The following is a 16,670-nucleotide window of genomic DNA, read 5'->3' on the forward strand; positions in this document are numbered from 1 at the left end:
GCAAGTCGCAAACGTCCCCCGTTAACGCTTTGATCCACCTCGCTTTGCCTTGCCTCCGCCACACCATTAGGGTAACGCCGCCGCGATGTGGGGATCGGGTAGGGCTGGGCCCCACCGATAGCAGCGGTCCCGAGGGGATGGGATAGCCTTAAGTGTCTGAATTATTTGACGAAGTCGACGAGGAAGTCCGTCGCGATCAGCTCAAGAAGCTGTGGGACAAGTACTCGCTCTTTATCATCGCCCTGGCGATCCTGATCGTTGCGGGCGTCGGTGGCTGGCGCGGCTACCAGTATCTTGAGGCCAAGAAGGCCGCCGAGGCCGGTGCGGCGTTCGACCGTGCCGTCGAATTGTCCGATCAGAACAAGCACGCCGAGGCCGAGGCTGCGTTCGCCGCTCTCATCACCAAGGCACCGTCCGGCTACCGCAATCTGGCGCGGCTGCGCATGGCCGCCGAGGTCGCGACCCGCGATCAGCCGGCTGCCGCGAAGCTCTATGACGAGATCGCAGCCGACCGCAGCGTCGGCGGTCCCGAGCAGGACTTGGCGCGGATCCGTGCCGCGCAGCTCGCGATGGAAACCACCACCTATCCGAACATGCTGCAACGGCTCGAGGCCACGGCAACGGCGAAGGACTCGACGTTCCGTCACTCAGCCCGCGAGCTGCTGGCGCTGTCGGCCTGGCGCGCCAACGATGCCACCGCCGCGCGGCAGTGGCTCGACCAAATTGCCAATGACGGCGAGACGCCGCCGAGCCTGCGCTCGCGTGCCGAAGCGCTGCAGGCCTTGTTGCCGCCGGTCGCGAAAAGCTGACTTGGCGCGAAACCCGAGTTTGAGTGAGAGATCGACCATGCGCCGCTCGCAACGCCTGATCGCAGCCGCAGTTCTGACAGCGCTTTGCAGCGTGCTGGCGGGGTGCGGCGGTGGCGGCATGTCCAATTTCGATCCGAGCGACCTGCTCGACTTCCTCGATTCCAAGAAGAAGCTGCAGGGCGACCGCAAGCCGGTATTCCCCGAAGGCGTGCCCGGCCTGGAGCAGGGCGTGCCGAAGGAATTGTACAAGGGCTCGCAGCAGGAACAGCTCGATCAGCAGAACGCCGCGGCAGCCGCCGCTGCCCAACCGGCCCCGCCGCCGGAGCCGCCGAAGGGCGCCAAGAAGCACGCCAAGGGCAGCGCAGCGCCGGCCGCAGATCAGGCGGCTGCTCCCGATGCCGCAGCCGAGGAGGGCGCACCCGCCGCGCTGCCGCCGGAGCCGAAGCCGAAGAAGATCGTCCGCCGCCGCACCACCGCGCCGCCCGCCGACGACCAGCAGGCACAGCCCGCGGCGCCGGCCCAGCAGACCACGCAACAATCCGGCGGCGCCTTCCCCGCACCGCTACCGAGCGGCGGATTTTCACGCTAATTGCGAGCGGGATTCCACCTCGCCCCGCCTGCGGGGAGAGGTCGGAATTCAAGCACAGCTTGAATTCCGGGTGAGGGGGAGTTTCAACCCTCTCCCCGTAAGAGCGGGGAGAGGGAGAAGATGCTCCATCATTTGCTTCGACCGCTCCCCATTCCTGCTGTAGTTCTTTCCAGCACCTTGACCCGCGGACAACAGACCGCGCCTGGATGATCCATGTCTTTCACCATCGCCATTATCGGCCGGCCCAATGTCGGAAAGTCGACGCTGTTCAACCGGCTGGTCGGCCAGAAGCTCGCGCTGGTCGACGACGAGCCCGGCGTGACGCGTGACCGTCGCGAGGGCCAGGCCAGGCTCTACGACCTCGACTTCACCATCATCGACACCGCAGGTCTGGACGAAGGCGCCAAGGGTTCGCTGACGGCGCGGATGCAGGAGCAGACCGAAACCGCGATCGAACTCGCCGACGCCCTGATGTTCGTGATCGACGCCCGCGTCGGCCTGACGCCGACCGACCGAGCCTTCGCCGACTTCGCGCGAAAAGCCAACAAGCCGGTGGTGCTGGTCGCCAACAAGGCCGAGGGCAAGCATGGCGAGATCGGCGCGATGGAATCCTACGCGCTCGGGCTCGGCGATCCCGTCCAGATCTCGGCCGAGCATGGCGAGGGCATGGGGGACCTCCACGAGGCGCTGAGCGCGCTGGTGCCGGAGACGCCGGAGGAAGACGACGAGCTTGAGGACGATGAGGAGATCTCGGAGGAGGAGGCCGCGCAGCGCCCGATCCGCGTCGCCATCGTTGGCCGGCCGAATGCCGGCAAGTCGACGCTGATCAACCATCTGCTCGGCGAGGAGCGGCTGCTGACCAGCCCCGAGGCCGGCACCACGCGCGATTCCATCGCGGTCGAGATCACCTGGCAGGGCCGCCAGTTCCGGGTGTTCGACACCGCCGGCCTGCGCCGCCGATCGCGGATCGAGGAGAAACTGGAGAAGCTCTCGGTCGCCGACGCGTTGCGCGCGGTGCGCTTTGCCGAAGTCGTCGTGATGATGATGGACGCGCAGAACAAGTTCGAGGAGCAGGACCTGCGCATCGCCGACCTGATCGAGCGCGAAGGCCGCGCCATCGTGCTCGCGGTCAACAAATGGGACCTGGTCGAGCGCAAGCCCAACCAGATCTCGCAACTGCGCACCGATGCCGACCACTGGCTGCCGCAGGTCAAGGGCGCGCCGATCGTGGCCGTCTCCGGCCTGATGGGCGAGGGCATCGACCGCCTGATGACGGCGATCCAGGAGGCCTACGCGGTCTGGAACCGGCGCTTGCCGACCTCGGCGCTCAATCGCTGGTTCGAGCAGGCGATCCAGGCCAACCCGCCGCCGGCGGTCTCGGGCCGCAGGCTGAAGCTGAACTACATCACGCAAGTGAAGGCGCGCCCGCCGAGCTTCGTGCTGTTCTGCTCGCGCGCCGATGCGATCCCGCGATCCTATCTGCGCTACCTCATCAACTCGCTGCGCGAGACGTTCGATCTGCCGGGCACGCCGATCCGGATCACGCTGCGCGAGAAGGCCAATCCGTTCGCCCACAAGCGCAAACGCCCGTCGTGAGCGAAAGGTCGGAGGGTGACACGGTTGCTGTAGCGCAACCGCGCAGCGGCGCGGTGATCTTCATCTTCATCACGTTGCTGCTCGACATGCTCGCGCTCGGGATCATCATCCCGATCCTGCCGAAGCTGATCGAAGGCTTCGTCAACAACGACACTGCAAATGCGGCGCGCATCTTCGGTGTGTTCGGCTCGATCTGGGCCTTGATGCAGTTCGTCTGCTCGCCGATCCTCGGCGCGCTGTCCGATCGCTTCGGCCGCCGGCCGGTGGTGCTGCTGTCGAATTTCGGCCTTGCCGCGGACTATGTGCTGATGGCGCTGGCGCCGAACCTGATCTGGCTGTTCATCGGTCGGGCGATCTCGGGCATCACCTCGTCGAGCATCTCGACCGTGTTCGCCTATATCGCCGACGTCACTGCGCCGGAGCAGCGCGCCGCGATGTTCGGCAAGATCGGCGTTGCCTTCGGCGCCGGCTTCATCCTCGGACCGGCGCTCGGCGGGCTGCTCGGCGAGATCGACCCGCGGCTGCCGTTCTGGGCGGCGGCGGGTTTGAGCTTCGTCAACGGGCTGTATGGCCTGTTCATCCTGCCGGAATCGCTGCCCGTGGAGCGGCGCGCGCCGTTCAAATGGAAGAGCGCCAATCCGATCGGCGCGCTGCATTTCCTGCGCTCGAACCGGACGCTCGCCGGCCTGTCGCTGGCGACGTTCTTCGGCCAGCTCGCGCATGTCGTGCTGCCCTCGGTGTTCGTGCTCTACGCCACCTATCGCTATGGCTGGGACACCGGCACCGTCGGCGCGACGCTGGCGCTGGTCGGGCTCTGCGGCATGATCGTGCAGGGCGCGGCGATCGGCCCGATCGTGCAGCGCCTCGGCGAGCGCAACGCGCTGTTCCTCGGCCTCGTCTGCGGCGCCCTGGGCTTCGTGATCTTCGGCGCCGCGCCGACCGGCCAGCTGTTCTGGATCGGCATTCCCGTGATGGCGCTGTGGGGCCTCTCGGGCGCTGCGACGCAGGCGCTGACGACGCAGCTCGTCGCCGCCGATCAACAGGGCCAGTTGCAGGGCGCGACTTCAAGCGTGCAGAGCATGTCGGAATTGATCGGCCCGTTCCTGTTCACGCTGACGTTTGCGTATTTCATCGGCGACAACGTGCCGGTGAAGATGCCCGGCGCGCCGTTCTATCTGGCCGGCGCGCTGCTGCTGCTCGCGCTCGCCATCGCCTGGCGCGCGACAGCGGCGAAGCAAGCCTAGGGCGGGCAAGCCGCCGACGGATCCACCACGAGACGTTCTATTCCGTCGCCGGCACCGAATGGTGCTCGTGCGTGACGCGCCACGCGCCGTCGACCTTGCGGAATCCGATCGTCAGCCTGAACTGGAACGCGGCATCAGGCGGGCCGCACCGCATCACCGCGACCGCGAAGGCCACATCATTGCCGGCCGTGATCGCGATCTCCTCGATGTCGAAGGCGTAGGAGGGGCGGTGATACCTGAAGAACAAGTCCCACGTCTTCCGGTACTCATCCAATCCGCGTGACTGCAATGGCGGCGGAACGTCGAACATCACGATGTCCGGATCGTGATGGGCGAAAATGCCCGGATAGTCCTGCCTGCGGACGGCGTCCGTCCAGGCATCGATGAGCGTCCTGATTTCGGTTTCCGCCGTCTGTTTCTGGTGTGTCATCGCTCGCGTACCTCCGAGTGCTGGCTGATGCTTCGAGGACGAATGCGAGCGCGCCGATCCGACACGATGATGCGTCCGGCCGCACCTGCCGGGTTGCGTCATATTGTCCATTTGCAAACCATCCGGTTGGTTTGTATAAGAACTGATACCAGTTGGAGACGCGCGCCTCGCTCCGGGGGCGCTCTGCCAGGAGCAGCATGGTGACCGACGAGGCCGTTGATATCTGCGATGAGTTGACCCGCTTCAGCGCCGCGCAGGCGGCGCTGCTGACGTCGCGCGGCGTTGTCTACCTGACCGACCTGAAGCTCGATGGCGGCAGGCACGGGACAATCGTCGCCGCCAGTTATGCCGAGGCGCAGGCCATCGCCCGCGCACGCGGTCGAGGGGAACGGGTCGTCGGCCGAATGGCCTACGGCTTCCTTCATGGCCTGCTGCAGAAGGTTCGCTTGTGTGCGTGAGCGATCGGATAGCTTGATGACCGATTCCTAAATTGATGCGTCTTCCGACGGCGACACCGCCATTCCGGGGACGCCGTTCGCGCTGCCTCGCAGATCAGATGCAGCGCTTGAGATTGACCGAAGCCGCTGAGATACTGTGATCTCAAGCGACTCCTTCCTGAGTACACCATGGACAATCCTTCCCGCTCGGAACGCTCCCGCAACGCCGCACTCGACGCCGCGATCACCATCGTGACGCGCGACGGTCCGGGGCGCCTGACGCTGGACGCGATCGCGCGCGAGAGCGGTCTCAGCAAGGGCGGCGTGATGCATCAGTTCCGCACCAAGGAAGCGGTGCTGCGCGCCTTGCTTGAGCAGCAGATGGCGCATTTCGAGGAATTCTCGAACCGCTACATCGAAAAGGTACGCGGGACCACGGACCAGCCCGAACTGTCGGCGCAGATCGCGACGCTCCGGGAGGCGATCTCAACGCCGCGGGCAGGGGCGTTCGCACTGCTGGCGGCGATGAACGAGAACCCCGAATTGATGGCGATGCCGCGCGATGTCGACATCAAGAAGGTCGCGCTGATGAAGGCCGAGGCGAGCGATCCCGATCTCGCGCTGCTGCGCTGGGCGGCGGCGCGGGGGCTGCTGCTCAGTTCGTTGTTCGGCATGTTGTCGCTGACCGAGGCGGAGCGGGATCGCCTGTTCGAGCGCTTGCTCGACGACAGCAAGTGGACCGCGATGGAGCAGGGCGCGACGGAGGCAGTAAAGCCAGCCAAGGCGACGGCGGCGCGCACGGCATCTTCGCCTCCGGCCGGCGCGCGCGCGGCAAAGCCGGCATCGGCGCGCAAGCGCGGCTGAATTTCCGGCGCTGCCGAAAGCACAACGCCGCCCAAGCGGAATATGGATCGCTTGGCGGCGTTGGATCGGCACCGGGCCCCTGAAATCCCCCGGCGATTTCTGCCGTACCACACGAGATGTCGCGGGTTTGTGACAACGCGCGGCCGCCATTCGCGAAGCCGCCTCGCCAGCCAACACGACATTTCGACCGCCGCATTTTTCTGACGCGTTTCCTGCGATTGCAACTTTACAAACCAACTGGTCGGTTTTATAGTTGATCGTACTGAGGCAAGATCTGGCGGCGCCGCGACGGCGAGCTAGGTCGGCAGTGACGGCCGCAGCCGTACTTTCAGCCCCGGACGCGGCTGCGGCCGAGCTGCTCTTCCGCTTTAGGGTCGGATGAGGAGGTTGGAATGGAGAGCTCGATCGCCGCGCGCGGTCTGGGAGCGATGGCGCTTTGCGTCCTCGCGGGAGGATGTGCCGCCGTCACGCCGGTGGCCTATTCGGAGGTGGCATCGTCGGCCTACATGACGCCGGATACGTCTGATTCTTCGGGACGTGTGCCGTATCGCTATGCGCCGCCGGTCGACTGGCGCAGCTACAACAAGGTGGTGATCGATCCGGTCGTGATTTATCGCGGCGCGGATCATCAGTTCGGCGACATGTCCGAGAAGGACAAGCAGACGCTCGCCGCCTACATGCAGACCCGCTTTGCCGACAAGCTGCGCGGCCGCTTCACGCTGGTGAACACGCGCGGGCCGAACACGTTCCGCCTGCGGCTGACGCTGACCGGCGCGGTCACCAACACGCCGGTGCTCGGCACGCTGTCGCGTTTCGACCTGGCAGGCGCGGTCTACAACGGCGTGCAGGCCGCGCGCGACGGCGAGGGAACGATGACGGGCTCCGTCATCTATGCCGTCGAGATGTTCGACAGCTCGACCTCGCGCCTGCTCGGCGCCTATGTCAGCAAGCAATATCCCAATGCCTACGACATCAAGGCCAGCGTCGGCGATCTCGCCGCGGCCACCGCTGGCATCGACAAGGGCGCTGATGCTTTCATAGCGCAATTGAAGTGAGGCGCGCCGCGCGCGTCCGCAAACCATCCCGACACTGAAAGGTCCCTTACCATGAACTTTCTGGTTCGCATGTTTCTGCGCAGCCTCGTCGCTGCCTTGCTGATGAGCTCGACCGGCCGCGCCGAAACGATCGCCCCGGCCGATCCCAGCGGCACCTGGCTGACCGAAGACGGCCGCGCACGCATCCGCCTCGAGCGATGCGGCACGGCGCGTGACCGCGTCTGCGGCTTCATCGTGTGGATGAAGGATCCGCTCGATTCACACGGCCAGCCGCTCCGCGACAGCTTCAATCCCGATCCCGACAGGCGGACGCGTGCGCTGCTCGGCCATCAGCTGATCCTCGGATTGAAGCTGACGCCGGAGGGCAGGTTCGACGGCGACATCTACAACGCCGAGGACGGCAAGTCCTATGCGGTCTCGCTGTGGCGCGACAAGTCCGACCGGCTGAAGCTCAAGGGATGCCTGCTCAAGCTGCTGTGCCAGACCCAGACCTGGACGCAGACGCTGGACGTGCAGCCGGGCCAGCTCGTCGGCCTGACCGGCGATGTCGGCGGCCCCCGTGCCGACAGGGAATCGGCATCGTTGCCGCCGCCCGTCAAGGCGAAGTCGGCGGCGAAGTAAGAAGATGCAAAAAGTCATTCCGGGGCGATGCGCAGCATCGAACCCGGAATCTCGAGAGTCCCCGATGCGCAATTGCGCATCTGAGGTTCGCGCGTTGCGCGCCCCCGGAATGACCGCTACGCGGTCACTTCTTCAGCAGCGGACAGTCGCTGGCCTCAAGCGGCTTCGCGGCGTCCTCCGGTGCGATCGTGGCGATCAGCTTGTAATAGTCCCAGGGATATTTGGACTCTTCGGGCTTCTTCACCTCGAACAGATAGGCCGGAATCAGGCGCCGGCCGTCGGCGCGCAGCGGGCCCTTGCCGAACAGCGGATCGTCGGTCGGCAATTCCTTCATCTTGGCGACGACCTTGGCGCCGTCATGCGGATTGCCGCCGAGCGCTTCCATTGCCTTGAGATAGTGCAGCACCATCGCGTAGTTGCCCGCCTGGGTCATCGACGGCATCGCGTTTTTGTTGGCCAAAGCGGAGAACCGCTTCGACCAGGCGCGGGTCTGGTCGTTCATGTCCCAGTAGAAGGACTCCGTGAACGTCAGGCCTTGCGCGGTCTTCAACCCGAGCGAATGCACGTCGTTGATGAACAGCAACAGCGCCGCGAGCTTTTGGCCGCCGGAAACGATGCCGAATTCAGCCGCCTGCTTGATCGCGTTGGTGGTGTCGCCGCCGGCATTGGCGAGGCCGACCACCTTGGCCTTGGACGATTGTGCCTGCAGCAGGAACGAGGAGAAATCGGCGGTGTTGATCGGATGCTTGACGCTTCCGAGCACCTTGCCGCCATTGGCGTTGACGACCGCGGTGGTGTCGCGCTCGAGCGCGTGGCCGAATGCATAATCGGCCGTCAGGAAGAACCAGGTGTCGCCGCCGGCCTTCGTCAGGGCCTTGCCGGTGCCGTTGGCCAGCATGTAGGTGTCGTAGGTATATGAAATCGTGTTCGGCGTGCAGGCCTTGCCGGTGAGGTCGGCGGTCGCCGCGCCCGAATTCAGCAGGACGATGTTCTTTTCCTTGACGAGATTGTTGACCGCAAGCGCCACGCCGGAGTTCGGCGTGTCGGCGATCGCATCGACCTTCTCGTTGTCGACCCATTGCCGAGCGATGTTGACGCCGACGTCGGGCTTGTTCTGGTGGTCGCCACTGAGGACGTCGATCTTCCAGCCCTTCTTGAGCAGGCCGGAATCCTCGACGGCCATCTTGATCGCGACCACCGAGTTCGGGCCGCCGATGTCGGCATAGAGGCTCGACATATCGTTGAGCACGCCGATCTTGACGGTCTTGTCCTGCGCGAACGCAGAAGTTGAAAGGCCGAGTGCGGCGCAAGCAAGAAGCGCGGCGCAGCGCCGCGCAAACGTCGTTGTCATGAAATTCCCTCCACTGTCTAAAGCCCGGGCAGCCCTCTTGCGGAGCCTTTTTGCCGGTCGCTCAAGTTCCCGCTTACCCTTTCCCGGGGGACGCGGCAATCCGCCTAAAGCCGGGTGGGCCTGCGTCGAAGCGTCATCCGGTGAAACCCTTACTTGAGCGCGTCGGAGGTCAGCTTGAATTTCTGGATCCTTTTTCCGGTGTCGACCTCGGCGGTATAGACGTTGCCCTTGGCGTCGACCGCGAGCGCGTGCACCCAGTGGAATTGCCCGGCGTTGCGGCCGTTGCGGCCGAAGCTGCCGACCACCGCGCCGTCGTCACGCCTGATGACGCGGATCTCGTTGTTCTCGCCGTCGGCGGAGAGTAGGTAGGTCTGCTTGGGATCGGGCCACAGCGCGATGTCCCACACCGCGCCGTTGCCGAGCGTGCTCTTCTCGAAGAAGAACTCCTTCACGAAGCCGCCGTCCTTCCTGAACACCTGGATGCGGTTGTTGATGCGGTCGCAGACATAGACCAGTCCGTCATTGGCGATCTTCACGCAGTGCACGGGATTGCCGAACTGTTGCGCGACCTGCGCCTTCGGATCGTAGGGCGGCTGCTTGGCGTCATCGGGCTTGTTGCCATAGGCGCCCCAGTGCCGCTTGTAGGCGCCGGTGGTGGCATCGAACACGATGACGCGCCGGTTGCCGTAACCGTCGGCGACGTAGATCTCGTTGGCCTCCTTGTCGATCGCGGTCTCGGCGGGCTTGCCGAGCTGCGTGGTGTCGTTCGACCCCTTGCTCGGTGCGATCGAGCCGATCTGTGAGACGAACTTGCCGTCGAGGGTGAACTTGAGGATCGCATTGTCATTGTCGGCGTTGCCGCCGATCCAGACGAAGCCGCGCTCGTCGACCTCGATGCCGTGCTCGCGGCCAACCCACTCATAGCCGTCACCCGGACCGCCCCAGGACCGCAGCAGATTGCCGTCAGCGTCGAATTCGAGCACCGGCGGCGCCGAGACGCAGCATTTCGAGCGAGGCGGATTGAGGCTCGCGCCCTTCTCGTCGTCGGTCAGCGAGCGCGGCCGGTGAATCATCCAGATGTGGCCCTGCCAATCCACCGTGATGCCGCCGACCTGGCCGAGGATCCAGTTGTTCGGCAGCGGCTTTGGCCATGATGCATCCACGGTGAAGGTCGGGATGTCGCCGGCTTTCGCGGGGGTTGGTGTAGCGAAGAGGGCTGATGATGCGATGCAGGCGGAGAGAAACAATCCGGACAGAATGGAGCGCGCGCGATTGAACGTCGGCGTCATTGGTTGCCTCCCGAGATTTTTCTTGGCGGTCGTCCCGCTGGGGAGCGTAGTCAATCGTGGGGATGCGAGCGAGTCAATCGCAAGGAGGTGCGTAGCCCGGATGGAGCGAAGCGAAATCCGGGGCCGGTTTCTCCGCGTAGAGATTATCCCGGATTGCGCTTCGCTCCATCCGGGCTACGGGAGAGAGAGCCGCGCTCACGCCGGCGGCTGGAAGCTGCGCAGCGTGCGCGCCTTGTAGTCGTAGAGCTTGCCGGTCTCGGTCCATGCGGGCAAACACATCGGCACGATGAATTCGGCGGCCATGTCGGGCGTATCCAGCGTCATCGGGTCTTCGCCGGGAAACACCTGCGCGCGCATCCGGGTGCGGATCGGGCCGGGGCTGAACAGGTTGACGCGGAGCTTTGTGTTGGCGGTCTCGTTGGCCCAGGAGCGCACCAGTGCCTCCAGCGCGGCCTTCGAGGCCGCATAGGGGCCGAGATAGGCGTTGGCCTTGTGGGCCACGCCCGACGTCACGAACACCGCGCGGCCGGCGTCGGATTGCCGCAGCAGCGGGTCCATGCAGCGGATCAGCTGGAAATTGGCGGTGACGTTGATCGCGAACACGTCGTTCCATGGCTTCAGCTCGATATGGCCGAGCGGCGACGACGGCCCTGCGGTGCCGGCATTGCCGACCAGGATATCGAGCTTGCCGTGGCGCTCATGCAGCGCGAGGCCGAGCCGCGCGATGCCGTCGTAATCGGTGAGCGAGAGCGGCACCAGGGTGGCGCTGCCACCCGCCTTGCGGATCTCGTCGTCGAGCTCTTCCAGCCCGCCTTGCGTGCGCGCCACCGCCACGACATGCGCGCCGGCCTTGGCCAGTGCGACCGCGGTCGCAAAGCCGATGCCGCGCGAGGCGCCGGTCACGAGGGCGATACGGGAGGCGAGGGGTGTTGTCATGGAAGGGACTCTAACAAATCGTCGTCCCTGCGAAAGCAGGGACCCATACGCCGTGACGGCGGTAATGGAAGTTCGTGTCTAACACTGTCGCCAGCCAGATAGGCCGGTGGTTATGGGTCCCTGCTTTCGCAGGGACGACAGCGCGGATGTGGCTAGCTCGCCTCCGCCAGCAGCGAGAGCTGGCGCGGCGGGGCCTCGGTTTCGCTCTGGTCGGTGAGGTGGGTCGGGTAGGCGCCGGTGAAGCAATGGTCGGCGAATCTCGGATTTGCCGGGTCGCGCCCCTCATAGCCCATCGCGCGGTACATGCCGTCGATCGACAGGAAGGCGAGCGAGTCGGCGCCGATGATGTCGCGCATCTCCTCGAGCGAATGGGTCGCGGCGAGCAGGCCGCCGCGGTCCGGCAGGTCGATGCCGTAATAGTCGGGATAGAGGATCGGCGGCGAGGCGAGGCGGAAATGCACCTCGCGGGCGCCCGCATCGCGCATCATGCGCACGATCTTCTTCGAGGTGGTGCCGCGAACCAGACTGTCGTCGATCAGGATGATGCGCTTGCCTTCGATCGCGGCGCGGTTGGCCGAATGCTTCATGCGCACGCCGAGCTCGCGCACGCTCTGGGTCGGCTGGATGAAGGTGCGGCCGACATAGTGGTTGCGGATGATGCCGAGCTCGAACGGCACGCCGGAATACTGGCTGTAGCCGACCGCGGCGGGCACGCCGGAATCCGGCACCGGCACCACGACGTCGACCTCGGGATGGCTCTCGCGCGCCAGCTGGGCGCCAAATGCCTTGCGCACGTCGTAGACCGAACGGCCGCCGACGATCGAGTCCGGGCGCGCGAAATAGATGTATTCGAAGATGCAGGGCCGGGCCGGCTTCGGCGGGAACGGCTTGTGGCTGTGAGCCCCTCGCTCGTCGAACACGATGATCTCGCCGGGCTCGATGTCGCGGACGTATTTCGCGCCGATCATGTCGAGCGCGCAGGTCTCCGAGGTCAGGATCGGACAGCCGTCGAGATCGCCGAGCACCAGCGGGCGGATGCCGAGCGGGTCGCGCGCGCCGACCAGCTTCTTGTTGGTCAGCGCGACCAGCGCATAGGCGCCCTCAATGGTGCGCAGCGCCTCGATGAAGCGGTCGATGAAGCGGGTGCGCTTGGACTGCGCCACGAGATGCAGGATCACCTCGGTGTCGGTGGTCGACTGCATCATGGCGCCGCCCTTGACCAGCTCGCGGCGCAAGGTCAGGCCATTGGTGAGGTTGCCGTTGTGGCCGACCGCAAATCCGCCGGCGCTGAGCTCGGCGAACAGTGGCTGCACGTTGCGCAGGATGGTGCCGCCGGTGGTGGAGTAGCGGACATGGCCGACCGCGGCGTTGCCCGGCAAGCGCTCGATCACCTCGCGGCGGGAGAAGGCGTCGCCGACCAGGCCGAGGCGGCGTTCACTGTGGAAGCGGCTGCCGTCGAAGGAGACGATGCCGGCGGCTTCCTGGCCGCGGTGTTGCAGGGCGTGCAGGCCGAGCGCGGTGATCGCGGCGGCCTCGGGATGGCCGAAGATGCCGAACACACCGCATTCCTCGCGGAGCGTGTCGCCATCGAGGTCGGGGTGGTATCTGAGAGGGTCTTGCAGTTCGATCGGGCCGAGGTCGAGATCCATTTGGTCGGTATGATCCGAAGGGGTCTGCATCTCGTTCATCGCCTCTCGTAAGGGCCCAAATAGTTTATCGGCCCGCGGGTTTCTCGATCAGCTTCTTCAAGCTGTCACGCGCAGGTTTGCTATAGCCATCACCCGACGCCGGCGTCGCCTGATCATTGGTATCGGCCGCAGAATCGTCGTCTGGCTTATTCTTCTTGAACTTCTTTAAGATGGTGTTCTCGGGGTCGTCAGGCAAGAGCGACATCAGCCAATCCCCGGTTCCCTGCAGCACCACGCGGGACTTCGCCCCGGTCACCCAATCGGGCCGCTGCTTGTCCGGAACCAGCCAGGTGAAGAACATGAACGCCACGACCACGATCAGGAGGCCGCGGGCGAGCCCGAACAGGAAGCCGAGGGTGCGGTCGAGCGCACCGATCCGGGAATCCAGGATCATGTCCGAGATCCGCACCGTGACGATCGAGACCACGATCAGCGTGCCGATGAAGACGCCGGCCACCACGACGACGGCCGCGACCGTGTCGTTGTTGAAGTAGGTCTTGGCGGTCGGCAAAAGCTTCGAGAACGCATACAGCGTGACCAGCGCGGCGGCGCCCCAGGCCGCGATCGACAGGATCTCGCGCATGAAGCCGCGCACCATCGCGAGCAGGCCCGAAATCAGCATCACGCCGAGCAGGACGAGATCAAGTATCGTTATGGGCATCGGCTGGTCAGGTCCGCTGGTACGTTTCTGTACGCTGTTAAGGGCTTACGTTGTTAAGGGCCTACGCTGCTAAGTGCTCTCGCGAATCGGCGAAGTCGGTGCCGTCCTAACTGAGGCGCATTGGGGGCATCCGGCAAGGCCAGAGCGCCACCTGTCCCGCGCGGCGGATGTATAGCGGCGGGGGGCTGATACGTCACGCCCGCTTTAGCTGGTCTCGCGACGGAATCGGGCCGGTGTGGCATTTTTCTCAGCCGCATCAGGGCCTCCGGAGCTGCCCGGGTCGCGCCGGTCGCCTCGCGGTGTTCCCCGGTCGCCTCTTGGCGTACCGCGTGCCGCAATTTCGGCGACCAGCGTGGTGAGATTGCCGACGCTGTTGAGGGTGAGCCCTGAATCGCCACCGCTCTCGCCGCGGGCCGATTCGGGCAGGATGGCGCGGGCGAAGCCGAGCTTGAGGGCCTCCTTGAGCCGGGCCGGGGTCTGCGCCACCGGGCGGATCGCGCCCGATAGCGAAATCTCGCCGAAATAGACCGCATCCGTCGGCAGCGGCGCGTTCACCAGCGAGGAGACCAGCGCGGCCGCCGCGGCAAGGTCCGCGGCCGGTTCCTGGATGCGCAGGCCGCCGGCGACGTTGAGATAGACGTCATGTCCGGACAATTTGACGCCGCAATGCGCTTCGAGCACCGCGAGCACCATCGACAGCCGGCTCGGGTCCCAGCCGACCACGGCGCGGCGTGGCGTGCCGAGCGAGGTCGGCGCCACCAGCGCCTGCAACTCGACCAGCACCGGACGGGTGCCCTCGATGCCGGCGAACACCGCCGTGCCGGGGCTGCCGAGCTCGCGCTCGGAGAGGAACAATTCCGAGGGGTTGGTGACCTCGCGCAGGCCGAGGCCGGTCATCTCGAATACGCCGATCTCGTCGGTCGCGCCAAAACGGTTCTTCACCGAGCGCAGAATGCGGAACTGCTGCGAGCCTTCGCCCTCGAACGACAGCACCGCATCGACCATGTGCTCGACCACGCGGGGACCGGCGATCTGGCCGTCCTTTGTCACATGGCCGACCAGGATGATCGCGGCACCCGTCTTCTTGGCAAAACGAATGAGGGCCTGCGCCGAGGCGCGGACCTGGGTCACCGTTCCGGGCGCGGATTCCACCGTGTCGGTCCACATGGTCTGGATCGAGTCGATCACGATCAGGCGCGGCACCGCGCCTTCCGACAGCGTCGCGACGATGTCCTCGACCGAGGTTTCCGAAGCCAGCTGCACCGGCGCGTCCGCGAGGCCGAGCCGTTCGGCGCGCAGCCGCACCTGGGCGACCGCCTCTTCGCCGGAGATATAGACGGCGCGGTGGCCGGCGCGCGCCATCATGCTGGTCGCCTGGGTCAGCAGCGTGGATTTTCCGATGCCGGGATCGCCGCCGACCAAAAGCACCGAGCCGCGGACGAAGCCGCCGCCGGTGACGCGGTCGAGCTCGGCCATCCCGGAGGACAGCCGCGGCGCGTCCTGGGTCTTGCCGGACAGCGATTCCAGCGCAAACGTCCGCCCCTTGCGCTTGCTGCGGATCGAGACCGGCACCGAGCCTGTGATGTCTTCCTCGGCCAGCGTGTTCCACTCGCCGCAGGAATCGCACTTGCCCTGCCAGCGATTATACGCCGCGCCGCAGTTCTGGCAGACGAAGGAGAGGGTAGATTTGGCCATGGAGCAGGTGAGTCGCGCTATCGCGCACGATGCATAGCACGGTTCGGCCGCCGCGCACGATCCATCGAAGACGGAGCGGCAGATCGCGGGGCCGGCTCAGCGCGAGAACACCCGCGTTCCGCCCGGCCAGCGCGGCTTGTCGCCGACCGGGCTTGCGCCGATTTCCCAGCCGACGCCGCCCCAAAGCACGTCGACGGCACCAAGCTCTCCGGCGCTGTCGCGTACGTAAAACACGTTCGGCTTGGCGTTGACCTCCAGCGGGCCATTGCTGCCGCTGGGCTGTCGCCTCAACGCGCACCAGACGTCGGCCAGCCTGCTCTCGTGGCTCTGACCCAGTTTGGCGAGGATCTCCTTGTCGCTCGAGGCTGCGCTCAGGATGAAGGTCTGCAACGATGCGCCGCCGCTATCGTCCTCGATCTTGTTCGTGAAGCGCTGCGCGAAGGTCGCGCCTAACCAGGAAATCCTGACCGGCGCGCTCGAGGCGATGTCCTCCTTGAAATGTTCCCGCGCGACGAATTTTTCGGCGTGGGGAATTGCCGAGGTCGACGACGGATCAGACGGTTCCTCGCTTTTTGGCTGCAGGGAACATGCAACGCGGTCAGCGGCGGCAACGGCACCCGGTTGGCCCGGTCTTGTCTCGTCTGCCGCGACGCTCAAACCCTGCGTCGCCAGAACAACGGTCAACCACAGGGTGAAGCTTGGTTGGCGCATATTGTTGTTGTCCCTGAATCCGCTGTGCTCGCGGAGACAAGGTAAACCGCATCTTGCAGATGTAAATCAAAGATCAGGTTTCTGGTTAAGGATAAAAAGTAAGTTCAACTACAGCGCGAATTTGAATCAAATGCGCTTCGCGCAAGGGAACTGCTCTCTCGTTTGTACGCGCGGTCAAACGTGGATGTCCCGCCGCGACAGCAGCAGCGGCGGTTTCTCGCGCGGCGTCAGACTCGTCGGCAGAGCGCGGCAGCATCTCGCCTGCGCGCGCAACGGATCGCTCCAGCTCCAGCGAACCCGCCACGACGGATTGTTGGCGTAGACCGGAATTCGCCAGACCCAGATCGTCTCGTAGACGCTGTCGCCGAACTGCGCGACATCGGGCCTTGCCGTCGGCCAGAACGCCGAGCCGGCAACGGCGAACGTCACAATCGCCGCAGTCGTGATCATCATCTTGCGCATCGCGCGCCTGCCTTTCCCGCCTGTCGTGGGCTTTGACGACCCGCGACTCCCAATGCTTCGACTTGCGATCCCGCATTCGTCAGGCCGACATCGGCGACATCAGGCGCCGGGCTCTGCGCCCGATCTGCACGCCATGTGTCGCTGAACCTCGTCGTCTGAACTCTCGGGACTCGCATCCGGGTCGTCGATCAACCCTGTGATGCCTGCTGGAGCAAAGTTCTTTTCCGCAAAC

17 protein-coding genes are annotated in these 16,670 nt (G+C 65.4%); 8 read left to right on the top strand and 9 right to left on the bottom strand.

Features of this window, described 5'->3' with window-relative positions:
- Positions 1–152: 152 nt before the first annotated feature.
- The 4 genes from ACVW1B_RS11220 to ACVW1B_RS11235 all read left to right on the top strand — a co-directional run bounded on the left by ACVW1B_RS11220 (position 153) and on the right by ACVW1B_RS11235 (position 4,238).
- Entirely contained in the window at positions 153–809 is a 657-nt protein-coding gene (locus ACVW1B_RS11220) for a tetratricopeptide repeat protein (RefSeq protein WP_028335134.1), read from the top strand.
- A gap of 37 nt (positions 810–846) precedes the next feature.
- Positions 847–1,398 carry a hypothetical protein gene (locus ACVW1B_RS11225; protein ID WP_456821608.1) on the top strand — a complete coding sequence of 184 codons (552 nt, stop codon included), beginning with the start codon at positions 847–849 and terminating at the stop codon, positions 1,396–1,398.
- A gap of 213 nt (positions 1,399–1,611) precedes the next feature.
- Complete coding sequence (der, locus tag ACVW1B_RS11230) at positions 1,612–2,994, top strand: ribosome biogenesis GTPase Der (RefSeq protein ID WP_456821609.1); 1,383 nt, start codon at positions 1,612–1,614, stop codon at positions 2,992–2,994.
- Complete coding sequence (locus tag ACVW1B_RS11235; RefSeq protein ID WP_456780678.1) at positions 2,991–4,238, top strand: MFS transporter; 1,248 nt, start codon at positions 2,991–2,993, stop codon at positions 4,236–4,238. The genes der and ACVW1B_RS11235 overlap by 4 nt, the downstream gene beginning before the upstream one ends.
- A 37-nt stretch (positions 4,239–4,275) precedes the next feature.
- On the opposite strand, the gene ACVW1B_RS11240 is transcribed toward ACVW1B_RS11235, so the two are convergent.
- A complete protein-coding gene (locus ACVW1B_RS11240) occupies positions 4,276–4,668 on the bottom strand; it encodes a nuclear transport factor 2 family protein (RefSeq protein WP_456780677.1) in 393 nt (130 codons plus the stop codon).
- A gap of 200 nt (positions 4,669–4,868) precedes the next feature.
- On the opposite strand from ACVW1B_RS11240, the gene ACVW1B_RS11245 reads away from it, so the two are divergent.
- From ACVW1B_RS11245 to ACVW1B_RS11260, 4 genes are all read left to right on the top strand, one after another.
- Positions 4,869–5,126 carry a hypothetical protein gene (locus tag ACVW1B_RS11245; protein ID WP_456780676.1) on the top strand — a complete coding sequence of 86 codons (258 nt, stop codon included), beginning with the start codon at positions 4,869–4,871 and terminating at the stop codon, positions 5,124–5,126.
- A gap of 168 nt (positions 5,127–5,294) precedes the next feature.
- Positions 5,295–5,969, top strand: a complete 675-nt coding sequence (locus tag ACVW1B_RS11250; protein ID WP_456780675.1) for a TetR/AcrR family transcriptional regulator — start codon at positions 5,295–5,297, stop codon at positions 5,967–5,969.
- Between the two features lie 392 nt (positions 5,970–6,361).
- Positions 6,362–7,024, top strand: coding sequence for a DUF3313 domain-containing protein (locus ACVW1B_RS11255; protein ID WP_456780674.1), 663 nt, complete (start codon positions 6,362–6,364; stop codon positions 7,022–7,024).
- 51 nt (positions 7,025–7,075) lie between these two features.
- Positions 7,076–7,645 (top strand): DUF2147 domain-containing protein, encoded by a 570-nt coding sequence (locus ACVW1B_RS11260; protein WP_456780673.1) that lies wholly within the window; start codon positions 7,076–7,078, stop codon positions 7,643–7,645.
- Between the two features lie 124 nt (positions 7,646–7,769).
- Here ACVW1B_RS11260 and ACVW1B_RS11265 read toward each other — a convergent pair whose 3' ends face one another.
- The 8 genes from ACVW1B_RS11265 to ACVW1B_RS11300 all read right to left on the bottom strand — a co-directional run bounded on the left by ACVW1B_RS11265 (position 7,770) and on the right by ACVW1B_RS11300 (position 16,438).
- Complete coding sequence (locus tag ACVW1B_RS11265; protein ID WP_456780672.1) at positions 7,770–8,996, bottom strand: ABC transporter substrate-binding protein; 1,227 nt, start codon at positions 8,994–8,996, stop codon at positions 7,770–7,772.
- A gap of 149 nt (positions 8,997–9,145) precedes the next feature.
- Entirely contained in the window at positions 9,146–10,285 is a 1,140-nt protein-coding gene (locus tag ACVW1B_RS11270; RefSeq protein ID WP_456821610.1) for a hypothetical protein, read from the bottom strand.
- A 195-nt stretch (positions 10,286–10,480) separates the two neighbouring features.
- Positions 10,481–11,221: an SDR family NAD(P)-dependent oxidoreductase gene (locus ACVW1B_RS11275; RefSeq protein ID WP_456780670.1), complete on the bottom strand. Its 741-nt coding sequence runs from the start codon at positions 11,219–11,221 to the stop codon at positions 10,481–10,483.
- A gap of 152 nt (positions 11,222–11,373) precedes the next feature.
- Positions 11,374–12,900 carry an amidophosphoribosyltransferase gene (purF, locus tag ACVW1B_RS11280; protein WP_456781918.1) on the bottom strand — a complete coding sequence of 509 codons (1,527 nt, stop codon included), beginning with the start codon at positions 12,898–12,900 and terminating at the stop codon, positions 11,374–11,376.
- Between the two features lie 34 nt (positions 12,901–12,934).
- Positions 12,935–13,570 carry a CvpA family protein gene (locus tag ACVW1B_RS11285; RefSeq protein WP_026192677.1) on the bottom strand — a complete coding sequence of 212 codons (636 nt, stop codon included), beginning with the start codon at positions 13,568–13,570 and terminating at the stop codon, positions 12,935–12,937.
- 204 nt (positions 13,571–13,774) lie between these two features.
- Positions 13,775–15,265 carry a DNA repair protein RadA gene (gene radA, locus ACVW1B_RS11290; protein WP_456780669.1) on the bottom strand — a complete coding sequence of 497 codons (1,491 nt, stop codon included), beginning with the start codon at positions 15,263–15,265 and terminating at the stop codon, positions 13,775–13,777.
- A gap of 96 nt (positions 15,266–15,361) precedes the next feature.
- Positions 15,362–15,976 (bottom strand): hypothetical protein, encoded by a 615-nt coding sequence (locus ACVW1B_RS11295; RefSeq protein ID WP_253608928.1) that lies wholly within the window; start codon positions 15,974–15,976, stop codon positions 15,362–15,364.
- A gap of 174 nt (positions 15,977–16,150) precedes the next feature.
- A complete protein-coding gene (locus ACVW1B_RS11300; RefSeq protein WP_253608927.1) occupies positions 16,151–16,438 on the bottom strand; it encodes a hypothetical protein in 288 nt (95 codons plus the stop codon).
- Between the last annotated feature and the right edge of the window lie 232 nt (positions 16,439–16,670).

The organism is Bradyrhizobium sp. USDA 4502 (genome assembly GCF_054063355.1).